A 20,435-nucleotide genomic window follows, 5' to 3' on the forward strand; every position below is an offset into this window, starting at 1 on the left:
AGAGCTGTATGAACTCTTTCCGAGTGTGCAGCACACCTATCAACGAATCGCGGAATGGACGGGCATCGACGTCCAGCGCATATTCGGGGAAGAACGGCAACCCGGGCAGGAGCATCGACAAGGCGTAGGCGCCATTCGTCAGGCCGCGGCCGTATTAGGAATCGCGGATGTTCTCGCCGAGGAATACGGCATAACACCGGCAGCGGTATGCGGACTGAGTTTCGGCGCGCTGGTCGGTGCGAGTCTCGCCGGAGCCGTCGAACGTCGGGATCTCTTCACGCTTCTGATGCGATTGCGGGAAGTCCCCCCGCCCGCCGCGGACACCGGTCCGCAGGCCGTCGCCATGCTGCGGATCCCGTATGACACTGCTCCCGGCGACCTGCTAGACGACGTTCCGGATGTGTATCTCTCCGCCGACCTCGGAAGAGTCGGCACGGGTCAGGAGCGCATGGTGCTGCTCGGCGGCTACCGCTCCGCACTCCAGCGGTTCGGGGAAGGGCTCCCGGCCGGCGCGCTGCATGTGTCCGAAGACCACGGCGCCGCCTTCCACTCCCCGCTCCAGCGGCACATCAGCGACTTCCTCGAGCCCACGCTGGACGCCATGACCTTCCACGACCCACGGGTGCCCGTGCACTCGTGCATGGAGCGCAAGGCCCTCACCACCGCCGACGAGATCCGCGATCTCTTCCACCGCAACCCCACCGCCCCCGTGAGCGTCCCGCACATGATCGGCGGACTCGAGGACAGCGGCACCGAACTGGGCCTGGTGCTCGGCCCCGCCGCGTTCGGCACCTTCCAGAACGCGTCGTTCCCCGTGGTCCACGTGGAATCGCCGGACCACGTCTTCGAGGCGATGACCGCGGTCTACGACTTCGGCATCGAACTTCCCTCCACGGAAGCCGGGGTGGCCCAGTGAAGGACGTGACCGAGCAGATCGACCAGTGGCTGTCGCAGGACATCGACGCCTGGACACGCCGGGTCGTCCGCCGCCACTTCGACCCCGGCACCGGCACCCCGTACTGGCTCAAGCGCGCCGCCGAACTCGCCATCGATCCACGGGACATCACCCGCCACGACGAGCTCTCGGCGTTCGGCCCGATGCCCTTGGGCGATCTGCGCACCCTGGACCCGGCCGAACTCGTGCCCCAGGCCGTGCCCCGGCCGCTGACCGGCCGCGTGTGGGACTCCGGAGGCACGACCGGCAACCCCTGCCGGGTCTACTACACCAAGCCGATGCTCGAGCACCGCGCCGCATGGCGGCGCTGGGTGATCGCGCGCGAGGGATTCGAACCGGGCCGCAACTGGCTCCAAGCCACCCCCACCGGCCCGCACCTCATCGGACACGGCGCCGTGGACCTGGCGGACCTGTACGACGGCCGCGTGTACGGCATCGACTTCGACCCCCGCTGGGTCAAGCGGCTGCTCCGCGACGGCAGGCTGAAGGAAGCGCAGGAGTACTCGGCCCACGTCACCGAGCAGATCGCGGCCGTCCTGGAGCACCAGCCGGTGGACTACCTCGTCACCACCCCGGCCCTGCTCCAGGCCCTGATCAAGAGCAGGCCGGAGCTGGTGGCGCGGCTGAAGGGCGTACGGCTCAGCGGGACACACGCCACCCCCGCCATGCGCCGGTCGTTCCACAACGCCCTGGGCGGCGGACTGGTCGTCGTCACCTACGCCAACACCTTCGGCAACACCGTGGGCCTGCCCGTGGAGAACGACGGTGCCCTCATGCCGTACCTGCCGAACTACCCGCAGGTCACCATGGCGGTCGTCGACAAGGACGACTGGTCCAAGGTCGTCGCATACGGCGAACAGGGCCAGGTCCGGCTGACCGTCCTGCACGACGACCTCTTCCTGCCCAATGTGCTGGAGCGCGACCTCGCGGTGCGGTACGACACCGGCGCGGAGTGGCCATGTGACGGCGTCGCCAACGTGAAGCCACTCCAGGTCGTGCGATCGGCGCCGGAAGGCATCTACTAGCCCCTGCCCACACCCCGAAAACAGCCTCCACGAAGCCCGGGGAACACGGGACACCGGACACGGGACACGAACGACCCGCGTGGCATGCGCCACGGGGAGGGCCCTGCCCACCCATGCCCCATCCCATTCCTCCCCACTTCGCCATCTTGTTCTCCTGTCCCGCTGTCCTGCCCGGACGCGGCGCACACCTCCGCCTTGCGCTGGTGTGCGCCCGGCGTCCTACGTTCCTGGATCCAGGGAGTCACGCTCATGAAGGGTTCCGACGGCACCTCGCCGAGCACGACGGACGCGCCGATCGCGGTCGTCGGCCTGTCCTGCCGCCTCCCCGGAGCACCCGACCCCGCCACGTTCCGGCAACTCCTGCACGACGGCGCCGACGCCATCACGGAAGCCCCCGAGGGACGATGGGGCGCGGGCGCGGACACGGGTACCGACAGGGATACGGGTACCGGCACGGTCGCCGCCCGCCGTGGCGGATTCCTGGACCGGGACCGGATCGACCACTTCGACGCCGCCTTCTTCGGCATATCGCCGCGCGAGGCCGCGGCCATGGACCCCCAACAGCGACTCACCCTGGAACTGGCCTGGGAGGCCCTCGAAGACGCCGGAATCATCCCGGACCGGCTCCGCGACAGCCAAACCGGCGTGTACATCGGAGTGATCGCGGACGACTACGCCACGCTGATCCGGCGGGGCGGCCCCGCGGCCATCGACCGGCACAGCTTCACCGGACTCCACCGCGGCATCATCGCCAACCGCGTCTCCCACCACCTCGGCCTGCGCGGCCCGAGCCTCACCCTCGACGCCGGACAGGCGTCATCGCTCGCGGCCATCCACCTGGCCTGCGAAAGCATCCGTCGCGGCGAGACATCCATCGCCATCGCCGGTGGCGTGCACCTCAACCTCGCCCCCGAAAGCGACGTCAGCGCCGCCCGGTTCGGCGCGCTGTCCCCGGACGGCGTCACCTACGCCTTCGACGCCCGCGCCAACGGCTTCGTACGCGGCGAGGGTGGCGGCGTCGTCGTCCTCAAGCCCCTCGCGGACGCCCTTGCCGACGGGGACCCCGTGTACTGCGTCATCCGTGGCAGCGCACTCAACAACGACGGGGGCGGGGACCACCTCGCCGCCCCCCACCAGGCCGCCCAGGAGGACCTCCTGCGCCGCGCCTACCAGCAGGCCGGAGTGGACCCCGCCGATGTTCAGTACGTGGAACTCCACGGCACCGGCACGAAGGTCGGCGACCCGGCCGAGGCGGCGGCCCTGGGCGCGGTTCTGAGTGCCGCTCGGCCCACCGGAGCCCCGCTGCGGGTGGGGTCGGCGAAGACCAACGTGGGTCATCTGGAAGGCGCGGCCGGTGTCGTCGGCTTCATCAAGACGGCCCTGGGACTCAAACACGGCGAACTCTTCCCCAGCCTCAACTTCCGGACGCCCAACCCGGACATTCCCCTGGACCAGCTCAACCTGCGTGTGCAGACGACCTCCGAACCGTGGACCGCCGACCCGGACACGCGGGAGCCACTGACCGCCGGGGTCAGCTCCTTCGGAGTGGGCGGCACCAACTGCCATGTAGTGCTCTCCGGAGCCCCGGAACCGGCCGCGGCCCCGGGCGCCGTGGAATCCGCGCCGGAGGGTGCTTCGGACCGGATCCCCTGGGTGGTATCCGGACGCTCCGAAGCGGCGTTGCCGGCCCAGGCGGGCCGGCTGGCGTCGTACGCGGAGAAGCGGCCCGAGCTGTCGGCCGAGGACATCGGGCTGTCCTTGGCGACGACACGCAGTGCGTTCGAGCATCGTGCGGTGGTGCTGGCCGACGACCGGGGCGGTCTGGTCGGTGGCATGGCGGCGCTGGCGGAGGGCCGGGACGCGGCGGGTGTGGTGCGGGGTGTGGTTGCGGGCGCTGATGGCCGTGCGGTGTTGGTTTTCCCTGGTCAGGGGTCGCAGTGGGTGGGGATGGCGGCGGGGTTGTTGGAGTCGTCGCCGGCGTTTGCCCAGCGGGTGGATGAGTGTGCGGCCGCGTTGGCGCCTTTTGTGGACTGGTCGTTGGTCGATGTGTTGCGCGGCGGGGAAGGTGCCGCGGCCGCGCTGGAGCGGGCGGATGTGGTGCAGCCTGCTCTGTTCGCGGTGATGGTGTCGCTGGCGGAGTTGTGGCGTTCGTACGGTGTCGAGCCTGCGGCGGTGGTGGGGCATTCGCTGGGTGAGGTCGCGGCGGCGTGTGTGGCGGGTGCGTTGTCGTTGGAGGATGCGACCCGCGTGGTGGCGTTGTGGAGCAAGGCGCAGCGGGCGTTGTCGGGGCGCGGGGCCATGGCGTCGGTGTCGTTGCCGGTGGGGGAGGTGCGGGAGCGGCTCGTGGCGTGGGGTGGGCGGTTGTCGGTGGCGGCGGTGAACGGGCCGTCGGTGGTCGTGGTCTCCGGTGACGCGGGCGCGTTGGACGAGCTGCTGGCATGGTGCGAAGCGGAGGAGGTCTGGGCGCGCCGCATCTCCGTGGATTACGCCTCGCACTGCGCTTATGTCGAGGACATCGAGGGCGAGTTGCTGCGGGAGCTTGCGGGGATCAGCCCTCGGTCGTCGTCGGTGCCGTTCTATTCGACGGTGACCGGTGGGGCGCTCGATACAGCCGGGCTGGACGCGGGGTACTGGTACCGCAATCTGCGCCACACGGTCCGCTTCGAAGAGACCGTACGCTGCTTGCTGACTGACGGTTTCCAGGTGTTCGTCGAGGCCAGTGCCCATCCGGTGCTGACGATGGGTGTGGAGCAGACGGCCGAGGACCACGGCACCCGGGTCACCGCCGTCGGCTCGCTGCGCCGTGACGAAGGCGGTCTGGGCCGTTTTCTGACCTCCGTGGCCGAGGCATACGTGGGCGGGGCCGCTGTCGACTGGGCGCGGATGTTCGCGGGGACGGGTGCGCGGCGGGTCGAGCTGCCCACGTACGCCTTCCAGCGCCGGCGGCACTGGCTGGACGTCCAGGCGCTGACGCAGCCGAGCCCGCACATCGAGGCCGATGCGACCGACCCCAGGGGCGGAGAGAACCACACATCGGCGACCGATACGGCGTCCCTCCTGCGGACACGTCTCGTCGCGCTGAACGACCTCCAGCAAGGCGAGATGCTGGCCGATCTGGTGCGTGACCAGGTCGCCACAGCCCTGGGATACGAAGGTCGGGAAGCCGTCGATCTGGGCCGAACCTTCCAGGCACTGGGCTTCGATTCGGTCGGCGCCGTCGACTTCCGCAATCGTCTGAACACCGCCACCGGACTGCGGCTGTCGACGACTCTGCTGTTCGACCACCCCACGCCCCAGGCACTCGTACGCCATCTGCGGGACGCGCTCCTGGGCGACGACGGACGGGAGACAGCCGCGTCGGTGCCGGCCGGCGCGGCCCCGGACGAGCCGATCGCGATTGTCGGCATGAGCTGCCGTTACCCCGGTGGTGTGCGGTCGCCGGAGGAGCTGTGGCAGCTGATCGCCGCAGGCGGCGACGCCATCGGGACGTTCCCCGCGGACCGGGGCTGGGACCTGTCCGGCCTGTACGACTCCGACCCTGGACGAGCCCGGACGACGTACACCCGCGAGGGCGGATTCCTCTACGAGGCAGGCGACTTCGACGCCGACTTCTTCGGGATCTCGCCGCGCGAGGCACTGGCGATGGACCCGCAGCAGCGGCTCTTGCTCGAGACCTCCTGGGAGGTCTTCGAACGGGCCGGTATCGACCCGGCCGGGCGGGAGAAGAGCCGGACCGGTGTCTTCGTGGGCGCGATGGCCCAGGACTACGGACCGCGTATGCACGACGCTTCGGATGAGCTACAGGGATACCTGCTGACCGGCAACACCGTCAGCGTCACTTCGGGCCGTATCTCCTACGCCATGGGATTCGAGGGCCCGGCGATGACGGTGGACACCGCCTGCTCGTCCTCTTTGGTGGCGCTGCATCTGGCGGTCCAGTCGTTGCGCCAGGGGGAGTGCGCGCTCGCGCTCGCCGGTGGGGTGACGGTGATGTCGATGCCGGGGCTGTTCGTGGAGTTCGGCAGGCAGCAAGGGCTGGCCCCGGACGGCCGGTGCAAGCCGTTCGCGTCGGCGGCGGATGGCACGGGCTTTGCCGAGGGCGCCGGGATGCTGCTGCTGGAGCGGCTTTCCGACGCGCGGCGGAACGGTCACCAGGTGCTCGCCGTGGTGCGGGGCAGCGCCGTCAACCAGGACGGCGCGTCAAACGGTCTGACCGCGCCGAACGGACCCTCCCAACAACGAGTGATCCGGGCGGCGTTGGCGAACGCGCGGCTTTCGCCCGCCGATGTGGACGTGGTCGAGGCGCACGGCACCGGCACGGCCCTGGGCGACCCGATCGAGGCCGAGGCGCTGCTCGCGACCTATGGGCGGGAGCGGGGCGCCGAGGACCGGCCGCTGTGGCTGGGCTCGGTGAAGTCGAACATCGGTCATACGCAGGCGGCCGCCGGTGTGGCGGGTGTGATGAAGATGGTGCTGGCGATGCGGCATGGGGTGCTCCCCAAGTCGCTGCACGTCGATGAGCCCTCGCCGCATGTGGACTGGTCGGCGGGTGCGGTGGAGCTGCTGACGGACGCGGTGGAGTGGCCGGAGACGGCGCGTCCGCGGCGTGCCGGTGTGTCGTCGTTCGGCATCAGTGGAACGAACGCCCATGTCCTCGTGGAGCAGGCTCCCGCAGAACTGGGCGTTGTCGAGCCGGTGGACGAGGGGCGCGAGGCCCCGGCGTCGGTGCCGTGGGTGGTGTCGGCGAAGTCCGAGGGTGCGCTGCGGGCGCAGGCGGAGCGGTTGTTGTCGGCGGTGAGCGGTGGCATGGCCGCCGAGGCGTCGGTCGTGGACGTGGCTTCGTCGCTGGTGACCACACGCTCGGTGTTCGAGCACCGGGCGGTGGTGCTGGCTGGTGATGGTGAGGGGTTTGCCGCTGGGTTGGAAGCTGTGGTGGATGGCGTTCCGGCGGGTGGTGTGGTGCGGGGTTCGGTGGTGTCGGGGAAGTTGGCGGTGTTGTTTTCGGGTCAGGGCAGTCAGCGGGTTGGGATGGGCCTGGGGTTGTATGAGGCGTTCCCGGTGTTCGCGGAGGCGTTCGATGAGGTGTGTGGGCGGTTTGACGGCTTGCTGGAGCGTTCGCTGCGGGAGGTGATCCGTGGGGATGCGGGCGTGTTGGGCGAGACGGCGTTTACGCAGTGTGGGTTGTTCGCGGTGGAGGTGGCGCTGTTCCGGTTGGTGGAGTCGTGGGGTGTGCGGCCGGATTTCGTAGCCGGGCATTCCATCGGGGAGCTGGTGGCGGCGTATGTGGCGGGCGTGTTGTCGCTTGCGGATGCGTGTGTGTTGGTGGCGGCTCGTGGGCGGTTGATGCAGGCGTTGCCGTCGGGTGGGGTGATGGTGTCGGTGCAGGCCGCCGAGGCGGATGTGCTCCCGTTGCTGGTCGGTTGTGAGGCCGAGGTGAGTGTGGCGGCGGTCAATGGTCCGCGCTCGACCGTGATCTCCGGTGCCGAGGCGGCGGTGTCCGAGGTTGCCGGGCTTCTGGAGGCCGAGGGCGTCAAGACCAAGCGGTTGCGCGTTTCGCACGCCTTCCATTCGCCGTTGATGGAGCCGATGCTGGCGGAGTTCCGGCAGGTGGCGGAGGGGCTGTCGTACGCGCCTCCGCGCATCCCCGTCGTGTCGAACGTGACGGGCCAGGTCGCTGACGTCGAGGCGCTGTGCTCGGCAGAGTACTGGGTGCGGCATGTCCATGAGGCCGTGCGGTTCGCGGATGGTGTGCGGAGTCTGGCGGACGCGGGAGTCACCACCTTCCTGGAGCTGGGTCCGGATGGGGTGCTGTCCGGGATGGGTCAGGAATGTGTGTCCGACGCCGTCTTCGCGTCCGCGCTGCGCGATGGCCGGGGCGAAGTTGCGTCGATACAGGAAGCGCTCGCCGAGATCTATGTACGGGGGCGGCAGGTCGACTGGTCTGCTGTGTTGGCACCGGCCCGCCCTCGCCGTGTGGAGTTGCCGACGTATGCGTTCCAACGGGAGCGCTTCTGGCTGGAGCCGGTCCGTACCGGCACGGCTCCGGCGGCGGCGCCCGCGGCCGACCGGTGGAGCCACCGGGTGTCGTGGTCGCCGGTTTCGGACGTGGTGGGTGCGCTGACGGGCACGTGGCTCGTGGCGATACCCGCTGGACTGGCCGGGGATGAGTGGGTTGTGGCCTGTGTGGCCGCGCTGGCCGGGCGAGGTGCGCTGCCCGTTGTCGTCGAGCTGGAGCATGACGATGCCGACCGTGTGGTGATGGCGGACCGGCTGCGCGGGGCTCTGGATGAGGCCGATGTCTCCGACGCCGGGGGTGTGCTGTCGCTGCTGGCGCTGGCGGAGGGGCGGCATGGCGAGTACGGGGCGGTGCCGTTGGGTGTGGCGCTGACGTTGGCCCTGCTTCAGGCGGTCGGGGATGCGGGTGTGGGTGGCCGTGTGTGGTGTGTGACGCGGGGTGCGGTGGCGGTCGGCGGTTCGGAGAGTCCGTTGAGCGTGGAGCAGGCGGCGGTGTGGGGGCTGGGCCGGGTGGCCGGTTTGGAGGTGCCGGAGCGGTGGGGCGGTGTGCTGGATCTCCCCGAGGTGTGGGATGCGCGGGTGGCGGATCGTCTGGTGGATGTGGTGAGTGGTCGTGGGGGTGAGGTTGAGGTGGCGGTGCGGGCGTCGGGGGTGTTTGCGCGTCGTATTGTCCGGGCGTCGGTCGGCGGTGGTGGTGTTGGGGGTTGGGTGCCGTCGGGGACGGTGTTGGTGACGGGTGGTACGGGTGCGTTGGGTGGGTATGTGGCGCGGTGGTTGGCGGGTTCGGGTGCGGAGCATCTGCTGCTTGTTTCGCGTCGTGGTCCTGGGGCTGAGGGTGTGGATGAGTTGTGTGCCGAGTTGCGTGGGGTGGGTGTTCGGGTGACGGTGGTGGCGTGTGATGTGGGTGATCGTGAGGCGTTGGCCGGGGTGTTGGCCCGGGTGCCGGTGGAGTTTCCGCTGACGGCGGTGGTGCATGCGGCGGGTGTGCTGGATGACGGGGTGCTGGATGGGTTGTCGGTGGGGCGGTTCGAGGGTGTGTTGCGGGCGAAGTCGGAGGCGGCGTGGCATCTGCATGAGTTGACGTGTGAGTTGGGTCTTTCGGCGTTTGTGTTGTTTTCGTCGTTTTCGGGGGTGGTGGGTGCTGCTGGGCAGGCGAATTATGCGGCGGCGAATGCGGTGTTGGATGCGTTGGCGGAGTGGCGGCGTGGTGCGGGGTTGCCGGCCACTTCGGTGGCGTGGGGGCCCTGGGCCGACAACGGCATGGCAGGGGCCGTCGCGGATCGGTGGCGGCGCCATGGCCTTCCCGCGATGGATCCCGAGTCCGCCATCGCCGCCTTGGAGAAGAGCGTCAACCACCCGGCGGCAGCGTCGCTGATCCTCGCCGATGTCGAGTGGGACACCCTGGCCCGGACCATGGCGGACACGCGTTCGCGCCGACTCCTGAACGACCTGACGGCCCACGGCTCATCCGACGCCCCCCATGAGGAGACCACCGCTGACGGGTCGCTTCGCCGACGACTCGCCGGGCTGGGAACGGCCGAACAAGACCGTGTCCTCCTGGAGCTCGTGCGCTCGCATGTGGCAGCCGTCCTGGGCCACCGCCGTCCCGAGGCCATCGATGCCGACCGGGCCTTCAAGGAACTGGGCTTCGACTCCCTCGCGGCGGTGACCCTGCGCAACCGGCTGAACGCGGCCACTGGGCTGAGCCTGCCGAGCACCCTGCTCTTCGACCGCCCCACCGTGACGGCGCTGGTGAAACTGCTGCGCACCGAGGTACTGGGGCTGCGAAACGGCGCGGACGCCGCGGTGCCCGCCGCCGTGGCCATCGGCGACGAACCCGTCGCCATCGTGGCCATGAGCTGCCGCTTTCCCGGCGAGGTACGAACGCCCGAAGACCTATGGCAGCTGCTGCTCACCGGACGCGAGGTGCTGACCGAGTTCCCCGCCGACCGCGGATGGGACCTGGACACGCTCTATGGACCGGACCCGGACGAGCACGGCAAGAGCTATGTCCGCGAGGGCGGATTCCTCGAAGGCGCGGGCGACTTCGACCCGAAGTTCTTCGGCATCTCGCCGCGTGAGGCGGTGGCGATGGATCCGCAGCAGCGGCTGCTGTTGGAGACATCCTGGGAGGCGTTCGAGCGGGCGGGGATCGATCCCACGCTGCTCCGGGGCAGTCGGACCGGGGTCTTTGTGGGCAGCAACGGTCAGGACTACGGGACCAGCCTGCGCCAGGCGCCATCGGAGCATGTCGAGGGGCACCTGGTCACCAGTAGCGCGGCCAGCGTCGTCTCCGGCCGTATCTCCTACACGTTCGGCTTCGAGGGTCCGGCGGTCACGGTGGACACCGCCTGTTCGTCATCGCTGGTCGCCCTGCATCTGGCGGCGCAGTCCCTGCGCCTGGGCGAGTGCTCGCTCGCGCTCGCCGGCGGTGTCACCGTCATGTCCACCCCCGAGCTCTTCGTGGAGTTCAGCCGACAGCGCGGACTGGCGGCCGACGGTCGGTGCAAGGCGTTCGCGGCGGCCGCGGACGGTACGGGCTGGGGCGAGGGTGTGGGCTTGCTGCTGCTGGAGCGGCTGTCGGACGCGCGCCGCAACGGCCACCGGATCCTTGCGGTGGTACGTGGCTCCGCCGTCAACCAGGACGGTGCGAGCAACGGTCTCACCGCGCCGAGCGGACCATCGCAGCAGCGGGTGATCCGGGCCGCCCTGGCGAACGCCGGACTGTCGGCCGCCGATGTCGATGTGGTCGAGGCACACGGTACGGGCACGACGCTGGGCGATCCGATCGAGGCGCAGGCACTGCTCGCCACGTACGGGCAGGAGAGGCCGGAGGAGCGGCCGCTGCGGCTGGGCTCGATCAAGTCCAACATCGGGCACACCCAGGCCGCGGCCGGTGTGGCCGGGATCATCAAGTCGGTGCTGGCCATGCGCCACGGCGTGCTTCCGCGAACCCTGCACATCGATGAGCCGTCGCCGCATGTGGACTGGTCGGCGGGCGCGGTGGAGCTTCTGACCGCCCCGATCGCATGGCCCGAGACCGGCAGGCCGCGCCGGGCGGGCGTCTCCTCCTTCGGCGTGAGCGGCACCAACGCCCATGTGATCCTGGAGCAGGGGCCGTTGGAGCCCGACGCCGCCACGGAGACCACTTCCGAACCGGCCGTGGTGCCGTGGGTGGTATCGGCGAGGTCCGACGCGGGGCTCCGGGATCAGGCCGCACGCCTGCTGGCGATGGTGGGCGACGAGGCCGGTCTAGCGCCTGTGGACGTCGGTCTGTCGCTGGTGACCACACGCGCGCTCTTCGAGCGTCGGGCGGTGGTGCTCGGCGGTGACCGCACCGTCCTGAGAAACGGTCTGTCTGCGCTGGCGGAGGGCCGCGAGACCGCAGGCGTCGTGCACGGGGTGGCCTCTGGTCCTTCGGACCGTGTCGCCTTTGTCTTCCCTGGTCAGGGGTCGCAGTGGGTGGGGATGGCGGCGGGGTTGCTGGAGTCTTCGCCGGTGTTCGCGGAGCGGGTGGGTGAGTGTGCGGCGGCGTTGGCGCCGTTTGTGGACTGGTCGCTGGGGGATGTGTTGCGGGGTGGTGAGGGTGCTGCGGTGGCGTTGGAGCGGGTGGATGTGGTGCAGCCCGCTTTGTTCGCGGTGATGGTGTCGTTGGCGGAGTTGTGGCGTTCGTACGGTGTCGAGCCTGCCGCTGTTATTGGTCATTCGCAGGGTGAGATCGCGGCGGCGTGTGTGGCGGGTGCGTTGTCGTTGGAGGACGCGGCGCGTGTGGTGGCGTTGCGGAGCAAGGCGTTGCGGGCGTTGTCGGGTCGTGGCGGCATGGTGTCGGTGTCGCTGCCCGTGGAGGTGGTTCGGGAGCGGCTGGTCCGATGGGGTGAGCGGCTGTCGGTGGCGGCGGTGAACGGGCCCTCGGCGGTCGTGGTCTCCGGTGACGCCGACGCTTTGGACGAGTTGCTGGCGGCGTGCGAGGCGGAGGGGACCCGGGGGCGTCGTATCCCGGTGGACTACGCCTCCCACTGCGCTCACGTCGAGGCCATCGAGGACGAACTTCAGCAGGCTCTTGAGGGGATCGCTCCGCGCTCGTCGTCGGTGCCGTTCTACTCCACGGTCTCGGCAAGTGTGCTGGACACCCAGGAACTGGACGCCGGGTACTGGTACCGCAATCTGCGCCGGACGGTGCGCTTCGAGGAGACCGTCCGCGCCCTGCTTGCCGATGGTTTCGATACGTTTATCGAGGCCAGCGCCCACCCTGTTCTGACGATGGGCGTGGAGCAGACGGCTCAGGACCACGGCACGCACATCACCGCCGTAGGGTCGCTGCGCCGCGACGAAGGCGGTCTCGACCGCTTCGCCACCTCCCTGGCCGAGGCGTACGTCGGCGGTGCCGCTGTCGACTGGGCGGTGATGTTCGCGGGCACCGGCGCCCGACGCGTCGACTTGCCGACGTATGCCTTCCAGCACCAGCGCTACTGGGTCCAGCCCTCACCCGCGACGGGTGATGTGTCCTCCGCCGGACTGGTCTCCGCCGACCACCCTCTTCTCGGTGCGGCGACCGCGCTGCCCGACTCGGACGGGTGGTTGCTGACGGGCCGCCTCTCGCTCCGTACGCATCCCTGGCTGGCCGAACACGCCGTACTCGACCGGGCCCTGCTGCCCGCGTCCGCGTTCGTCGAGTTGGCGCTGCGGGCCGGTGACGCGACCGGATGCGACCGGGTGGAGGAGCTGACGCTGGAGGCGCCTCTGGTGCTTCATGAACAGGGCGCCGTACAGATCCAGTTGACCGTTGGCGCGGCTGACGAGGGCGGCGGGCGCCCCTTGCGGGTGTACGCGAGGGCGGAGGACACCGCGGACCGGCCCTGGACCCGGCATGCCTCGGGAACGCTGATTCACAGCGAAGCCCACGGCGAGGCCGATAGCCCTGCCACGGCCCCGAACCCGGCCGCCGACCTCAGCGTATGGCCGCCGACAGGAGCGGAGGCCGTGGACACCGCCGGGTTCTACGAGCGGCTGGCCGACGCCGGGGTGGTGTACGGCCCGGTGTTCCGTGGTGTGCGTGCGGTGTGGCGCCGCGGTGACGAGCTCTTCGCCGAGGTGGTGTTGCCGGAGGAAGCGCGTGGTGAGGTGCCTCGGTTCGGCATCCATCCGGCCTTGCTGGACACCGCCTTGCAGCCGGGCCTGGCGCCCCTCTCGGGCGATGCGGACGGTATCCGCCTGCCGTTCCTCTGGAGCGGTGTGTCGTTGCATGCGACCGGGGCGTCCACGCTCCGTGTGCGGCTGATCCGCAAGGGCACCGACACCCTGTCCGCGCTGGTCGCCGACCCGGCCGGAACACCGGTGGCCACGGTGGACGCGCTGGTGGCGCGACCGGTGACGGAGGAGCAGTTCACGGCCGCGACAGCGGAGCCCGGCGACGTTCGGCCGGAACGGGCCACGGTGGTCCGGCGCGCACTGGCTCAGGTGGCGCCCGGAGCGGAGGAGGCGTCGCTGCGGCAGCGGCTGCTGAGCGTGGCCGGCGACGCGGAGCGCGAGCGAATGGTGCTGCGCATGGTCCAGGATCAGGCCGCCACCGTCCTCGGCTACAGCGCACCGGACGCGGTCGAGCCGGAGATCTCCTTCAAGGAGCACGGGTTCGACTCCCTCACGGCGGTGGAGCTGCGGAATCGGCTGAACGTGGCCACGGGGGAGCGGCTGCCCGCGACGCTCGTCTTCGACTACCCGACCCCGGCGGCGCTCGCGGAATACCTCCGCACGGAACCGCTCGGCCTCCGGGAAGGCGATGTCCCCTCGGTACCCACACCCGTCACCCGGGCCGAGCCGGACGACGATCCGATCGCCATCGTGGCGATGGGGTGCCGTCTGCCCGGCGGTGTCCACTCCCCGGAAGACCTGTGGGACCTGCTGACCGAGGGCCGTGATGCGATATCCGGCTTCCCCGAGGACCGCGGCTGGGAGCTCGACGGGCTCTACGACCCCGACCCCGACGTGCCCGGGAAGACCTACGCCAGGCACGGTGGCTTCGTCGACGGCGCCGGTGAATTCGACGCGGCGTTCTTCGGTATCTCCCCGCGCGAGGCGGTGGCGATGGATCCGCAGCACCGGCTGCTGCTGGAGACGTCATGGGAGACCTTCGAGCGTGCGGGTATCGACCCGGCCTCCTTGCGTGGCAGCCAGACCGGTGTGTTCGTGGGCGCCGGATCACACGGGTACGGCGCGGGTCCGATCAGGCCGTCGAGCGGTGTCGAGGGTTACCTGCTCACCGGCAACGCCCTCAGCGTGACCTCCGGTCGGCTCGCCTATGCGTTCGGCTTCGAAGGGCCGGCCGTCGCCGTCGACACGGCGTGCTCGTCGTCGCTGGTGGCGCTGCACCTGGCCGCGCAGTCGCTGCGGCAGGGCGAATGCTCCCTGGCCCTGGCCGGTGGCACCGCCGTCATGTCCACCCCCTGGACCTTCGTCGGCTTCAGCCGCCAGCGCGGGCTGGCACCGGACGGGCGCTGCAAGCCCTTCTCCGCCACCGCCGATGGCTTCGGCCCGGCGGAAGGCGTTGGTGTGCTGCTGCTGGAGCGGCTGTCGGACGCGCGGCGCAACGGCCATCAGGTGCTGGCGGTGGTACGCGGCACCGCGGTCAACCAGGACGGTGCGAGCAACGGTCTCACCGCGCCCAACGGGCCGTCCCAGCAGCGGGTGATCCGCGCCGCGCTGGCGAACGCGCGGCTGTCGGCGGCCGAGGTGGACGCGGTCGAGGCACATGGCACCGGGACCAAGCTGGGCGACCCGATCGAGGCACAGGCCCTGCTGGCCACATACGGCAAGGGCCGCCCCGAAGAACGGCCGCTGCTGCTGGGCTCGGTGAAGTCGAACATCGGGCACACACAGGCGGCGGCGGGCGTGGCCGGTGTGATCAAGATGGTGCTCGGTATGCGACATGGGCTGCTGCCGCGCACACTGCACCTGGACGAGCCATCGCCGCATGTGGACTGGTCCACGGGCGGAGTGCGCCTGCTGACGGACGATATGCCCTGGCCGGAGACGGGACGGCCGCGGCGCGCGGCGGTCTCCGCCTTCGGGATGAGCGGAACCAACGCCCACGCCGTGCTGGAACAGGCCCCGTTCGAGGAGGCTCCCAGCGCTGGCGTCGATGACGACGCCCCGGCCGGGGAACTGCCGGAGATCACACCATGGGTGATCTCCGGACGGTCGGACACCGCGGTCGAGGCACAGGCGGAGCGGTTGCTGACACACATGCGCGAGCGCCGAGAGCTGTCGCCCACCGATATCGGGCTGTCGTTGACGACCACACGCAGTGTGTTCGAACACCGCGCGGTGGTTCTGGCGGGAGACGGGGACGGCCTCATGAACGGCCTGGGCGCGCTGGCCGAGGGGCATGCGGCACCCGGTGTGGTGCGAGGGACGGCGGCCGCCAGGGACCATGCCGTGTTTGTTTTCCCTGGTCAGGGGTCGCAGTGGGTGGGGATGGCGGCGGCGTTGTTGGAGTCTTCGGCGGTGTTCGCGGAGCGGGTGGGTGAGTGTGCTGCGGCGTTGGCGCCGTTTGTGGAGTGGTCGTTGGTGGATGTGTTGGGTGATGCCCCTGCGTTGGAGCGGGTGGATGTGGTGCAGCCGGTGTTGTGGGCGGTGATGGTGTCGTTGGCGGAGGTGTGGCGTTCGTACGGCGTGGAGCCCGCGGCCGTTATCGGTCATTCGCAGGGTGAGATCGCGGCGGCGTGTGTGGCGGGTGCGTTGTCGTTGGAGGACGGCGCGAAGGTGGTGGCGTTGCGGAGTAAGGCGCTTCGGGCGCTATCAGGCCGTGGCGGCATGGTGTCGGTGTCCTTGCCGGTGGAGGCGGTTCGGGAGCGGCTTGCGATGTGGGGTGAGCGGTTGTCGGTGGCGGCGGTGAATGGGCCTTCGGCGGTGGTGGTCTCCGGTGACGCGGACGCGTTGGAGGAGTTGCTGGCGCTGTGCGAGGCGGAGGGGATTCGGGCGCGTCGTGTGCCCGTGGATTACGCCTCGCACTGTGCTCACGTCGAGGCCATCGAGGACGAGCTTCGGCAAGTGCTCGCGGGGATCGGTCCTCGGTCGTCGTCGGTGCCGTTCTATTCGACGGTGACCGGTGGGGTACTCGATACGACCGCGCTGGATGCCGGGTACTGGTACCGCAACCTGCGCCAGACAGTCCGTTTCGATGAGACCGTACGTGCCCTGCTGTCCGATGGCTTCCAGGTGTTCATCGAGGCCAGTGCCCACCCCGTCCTGATGATGGGTGTGGAGCAGACGGCCGAGGATCAGGGCGTCGGGGTCACCGCCGTTGGTTCGCTGCGCCGCGATGAAGGTGGCCTGGAGCGGTTCCTGACCTCCCTGGCGGAGGCGTATGTCGGCGGCGCGTCCGTCGACTGGGCAGGGCTCTTCACCGGGACCGGGGCGGAGCGCGTCGATCTGCCGACGCATGCCTTCCAGCGCACGCACTTCTGGCTGGAGTCCGAGACCGCGGAGGCCGGTGATGTGTCATCGGTGGGGCTGGACTCGGCCGGGCATCCGCTGCTGGGGGCCGCCGTGCCGCTGCCCGGCTCCGACGGTTTCCTGCTCACCGGCCGGCTGTCGCTCCGTACCCATCCCTGGCTCGCCGACCACGCGGTGCTGGGCCGGGCCATCCTGCCCGGTACGGCGTTTGTCGAGCTCGCGACGCGGGCCGGTGACGCGGTCGGTTGCGACCGGCTGGAGGAGCTGACGCTGGAGGCGCCCCTGGTACTGCCCGACGAGGGGGCGGTCCAGGTGCAGTTGGTGGTGAGCGGGCCCGCGCAGGACGGGCAGCGCGAGTTCAGCGTGTATGCCCGCCGTGACGATGCTCCGAACGCGTCGTGGATGTGCCATGCGAAGGGCATGTTGGCCCTGGCGTCCGGCGCCGTCGCCGGGACGACGGACCCGGCGGACCTGACCACATGGCCATCGCCGGGGGCCGAGGCGGTCGAGACCGCGGACTTCTACGAGGATGTGGCGGCCACCGGGCTTGCGTACGGACCGGTGTTCCGAGGGCTGCGCGCCGTCTGGCGCAAGGGCGACGACGTCTTCGCTGAGGTGGCGCTGCCGGAGGAGTCGCGGGCGGACGCGGCCCGGTTCGGGCTGCACCCCGCGCTGCTGGACACGGCGCTGCACGCCTGGCTGGTGTGCGCCGCCGCGAAGAAGGACGGGGCCGCGGACGGGATCCGGCTGCCGTTCGTATGGAGCGGTGTGTCGCTGTACGCCACCGGCGCGACCTCCCTGCGGGTACGGCTGGCCCGCGCGGGCGCCGACGGGATGTCCGTGCTGGTGGCCGACGCCGCCGGAACGCCGGTGGCCACGGCGGACGCGCTGGTCACCCGACCGGTTTCGGAGGCACAGCTCGCAGCGTCCACCGACGACGGCGAGTCGCTGTACCGGGTGGAGTGGGTCGCGACGCCCGCCACCGACCCGGCTCCGGCCGCGACCCTCGCCACCGATCGGTGTGCCGTGGCCGGACCGGACGCCTTCGGCCTGGCCAGGGCGTTGAAGGTGGCCGACGGATCGGTGGAGGAACACGCCGACCTGGCCGCTCTCGAAGCGCATGTGCGATCCGGGGCCCCCACGCCGGACCTGGTGTTCGTCACGGTGTCCTCCGGCCCCGGCGAGGACATCGTCCCGGCCACGCGGACGGTGGCCCACCGCACCCTGGACCTGGTACGGGAATGGCTGGCGGAAGACCGGTTCGCCGGGGCGCGACTGGTGTTCGTCACCCGGGGCGCGCTGGCCACCGAGGACGGTGCGGACCCGCGTGACCTGGCGGCGGCCCCGGTGTGGGGGCTGGTGCGGTCGGCGCAGGCCGAGCATCCGGACCGGTTCGTCCTGCTGGACGTGGACGGTGGCGAGGCGTCGCTCGCCGTGGTGCACCAGGCGGTGTCGACCGGCGAACCTCAGCTCGCGGTACGCGGTGCCGAGGTGCTGGTGCCGCGTCTGGTCCCCGGAGCCGCGATGGGTGTGCTGACGCCCGCGGACGGCGCGGAGGCGTGGCGGCTGGAGGCGTCCGGGACGGGCACGCTGGAGGGGCTGACGCTGGCCACGGCCACGGACGCCACCCGGGAGCTCGGCGAGCACGAGGTGCGGGTGGCCGTTCGCGCCACGGGCCTGAACTTCCGCGATGTCCTCATCTCCCTGGGCATGTATCCGGACGAGGCCATGATGGGCGGCGAGGGGGCCGGGGTGGTCGTGGCCATCGGCCCCGGTGTGACATCCCTCGCCGTCGGCGACCGGGTGATGGGGCTGTGGTCCGGTGGCTTCGGGCCGTTGGCGGTGGTGGACCACCGCACCCTGGTGCGGATCCCGGACGGCTGGTCCTTCACCGAGGCCGCGTCCGTCCCCATCGTCTTCGTGACGGCTTTGTACGCGCTGCGGGAGCTGGCGGGCGTACGGCGCGGTGAATCGCTGCTGGTCCATGCCGCCGCCGGTGGCGTGGGGATGGCGGCGGTGCGGCTGGCGCGGGCCTGGGGCGTCGAGGTGTTCGCCACCGCGAGCGAGACCAAGTGGGACGTCCTGCGCGACCTCGGGCTGGACGAGGCGCATATCGCCTCGTCGCGGACGGTGGAGTTCGAGCGGCGGTTCAGGGACTCCTCGGCCGGTCGTGGGGTGGATGTCGTCCTGGACTCGCTGGCCGGTGAGTTCGTCGACGCGTCGCTGCGGCTGCTCGGCGAGGGCGGGCGCTTCATCGAGATGGGCAAGACGGACGTACGGTCCGCCGACGCGGTGGCCGCGGCCCATCCGGGCGTGCTGTACCGGGCGTTCGACCTTGCGGAGGCGGGCCCCGAGCGCATCGGCGAGATGCTCGCGGAGATCGTGGCCCTCTTGGAACGAGGTGTGCTGGAGCCGCTGCCCACCCGTGTGTGGGATGTGCGCAGGGCTCCCGAGGCGTTCCGGTTCATGAGCCAGGCGCGCCATGTGGGCAAGTTGGTGCTCAGCGTTCCGGCCGCGCTGGATCCGCAGGGCACCGTACTGATCACCGGCGCCGGAGGTGTCCTGGGCGGAATCATCGCCCGGCATCTGGTGGCGGAGCGCGGCATACACCGGCTGCTGCTGGTCGGCCGCCGTGGCCGCGCGGCCGAGAGCCTGGCGGGGCTCGAGGCGGAGCTGACGGCGCTGGGGGCCTCGGTCACCGTCGCCGCCTGCGATGTCGCCGACCGTGAGGCGCTGGCCGATCTGCTGGCGGAGCTGCCCGATGGACGGGGTCTGACCGGTGTGGTCCACGCCGCGGGCATCCTGGACGACGGAACGGTGGCCTCGCTGACACCGGAGCGGCTCGACGCGGTGCTGCGTGCCAAGGTCGACGGGGCGTGGCATCTGCATGAGCTGACACGCCGCTTCGATGTGGCCATGTTCGCCCTGTTCTCGTCGACCGCCGGTGTCCTGGGATCCGCCGGGCAGGCCAACTACGCCGCCGCCAACACCTTCCTGGACGGGCTGGCCCAGCGGCGCAGGGCCATGGGCCTGCCCGGAGTGTCGCTCGCCTGGGGCATGTGGGCCGAGCGCACAGGGATGACCGAACACCTCGGCCAGGCGGACCTCTCGCGTATGACACGGGTCGGAGTGGTGCCGTTCCCGTCCGAGGAGGGGTTGCGGCTGTTCGACACGGCCGGCCGGCTGGCCGAGGGCGTGGTGGTGCCCGCGCGGCTCGACCTGGGCCACCTGGCGGCCGCCGCCGACACCACGCCCGTACCCCCGTTGCTCAACGGACTCGTACGGCGGCCCGCCCCGCCGCGGCGCGCCTCGGCCCAGGACGACCCCGGGGCGAAGGAGGTGCCGCTGGCCAGGCGTCTGGCCGGGCTCGGCCAGGGGGAGCGGCGGCGGACGCTGCTGCGTCTGGTCCAGGAACACGCCGCCACGGTCCTCGGCCATGGGACACCGTCGTCGGTGGCCACCGACCGTGGCTTCCTGGAGCTCGGCTTCGATTCGCTCACCGCGGTCGAACTGCGCAACAGGCTGAACGCCGCCACCGGGCTGCGGCTGCCCGCGACCCTCATCTTCGACTACCCGACCCCTGCCGCGCTGGCCGGACACCTGGGTGAGGAGATCGCACCCGTGGCGGTGGGCGACCAGTCGGACATGGCCGCCGAACTCGACCGGCTGGAAGCCGCGTTGCTCGGCACGGACACGGCCGCCGATGACGCCACCCGCGCGATGGTGACCGGACGGCTGAAGCGCCTTCTGTCTCGATGGGACGGCGACCGTGGCGGCTCGGCGCCGAATGGCGCGGCCAACGCTCCCAGCAGTGCGGACCCCGCCACCGCATCCGGCGACACGGCCACGGCCAACGGTTCCGGCGACACGGCCCCCGCCACCGCTCCCGGAGGGCCGGACGACGTCGCCGACCATCTGGAGACGGCGGCGGCCGACGAGCTCTTCGCCTTCATCGACCAGGAGTTCGGGTCGTCGTGATCCGAGTAGCG

At 70.7% G+C, this 20,435-nt stretch carries 3 protein-coding genes; all 3 read left to right on the plus strand.

The window, feature by feature from the left end; genetic code table 11:
• Window positions 1-286: 286 nt before the first annotated feature.
• The 3 genes from NQU54_RS30015 (at window position 287) to NQU54_RS30025 (ending at window position 20,424) form a co-directional block, all read left to right on the plus strand.
• Complete coding sequence (locus NQU54_RS30015; protein ID WP_079153254.1) at window positions 287-916, plus strand: hypothetical protein; 630 nt, start codon at window positions 287-289, stop codon at window positions 914-916.
• Window positions 913-1,980 (plus strand): arylcarboxylate reductase, encoded by a 1,068-nt coding sequence (locus NQU54_RS30020; RefSeq protein ID WP_257633784.1) that lies wholly within the window; start codon window positions 913-915, stop codon window positions 1,978-1,980. The genes NQU54_RS30015 and NQU54_RS30020 overlap by 4 nt, the downstream gene beginning before the upstream one ends.
• A 249-nt stretch (window positions 1,981-2,229) precedes the next feature.
• Window positions 2,230-20,424: a type I polyketide synthase gene (locus tag NQU54_RS30025; RefSeq protein ID WP_257633785.1), complete on the plus strand. Its 18,195-nt coding sequence runs from the start codon at window positions 2,230-2,232 to the stop codon at window positions 20,422-20,424.
• Window positions 20,425-20,435: the final 11 nt, after the last annotated feature.

The sequence above is a fragment of the Streptomyces malaysiensis subsp. samsunensis genome, from assembly GCF_024519315.1.
GTDB lineage: Bacteria > Actinomycetota > Actinomycetes > Streptomycetales > Streptomycetaceae > Streptomyces > Streptomyces malaysiensis.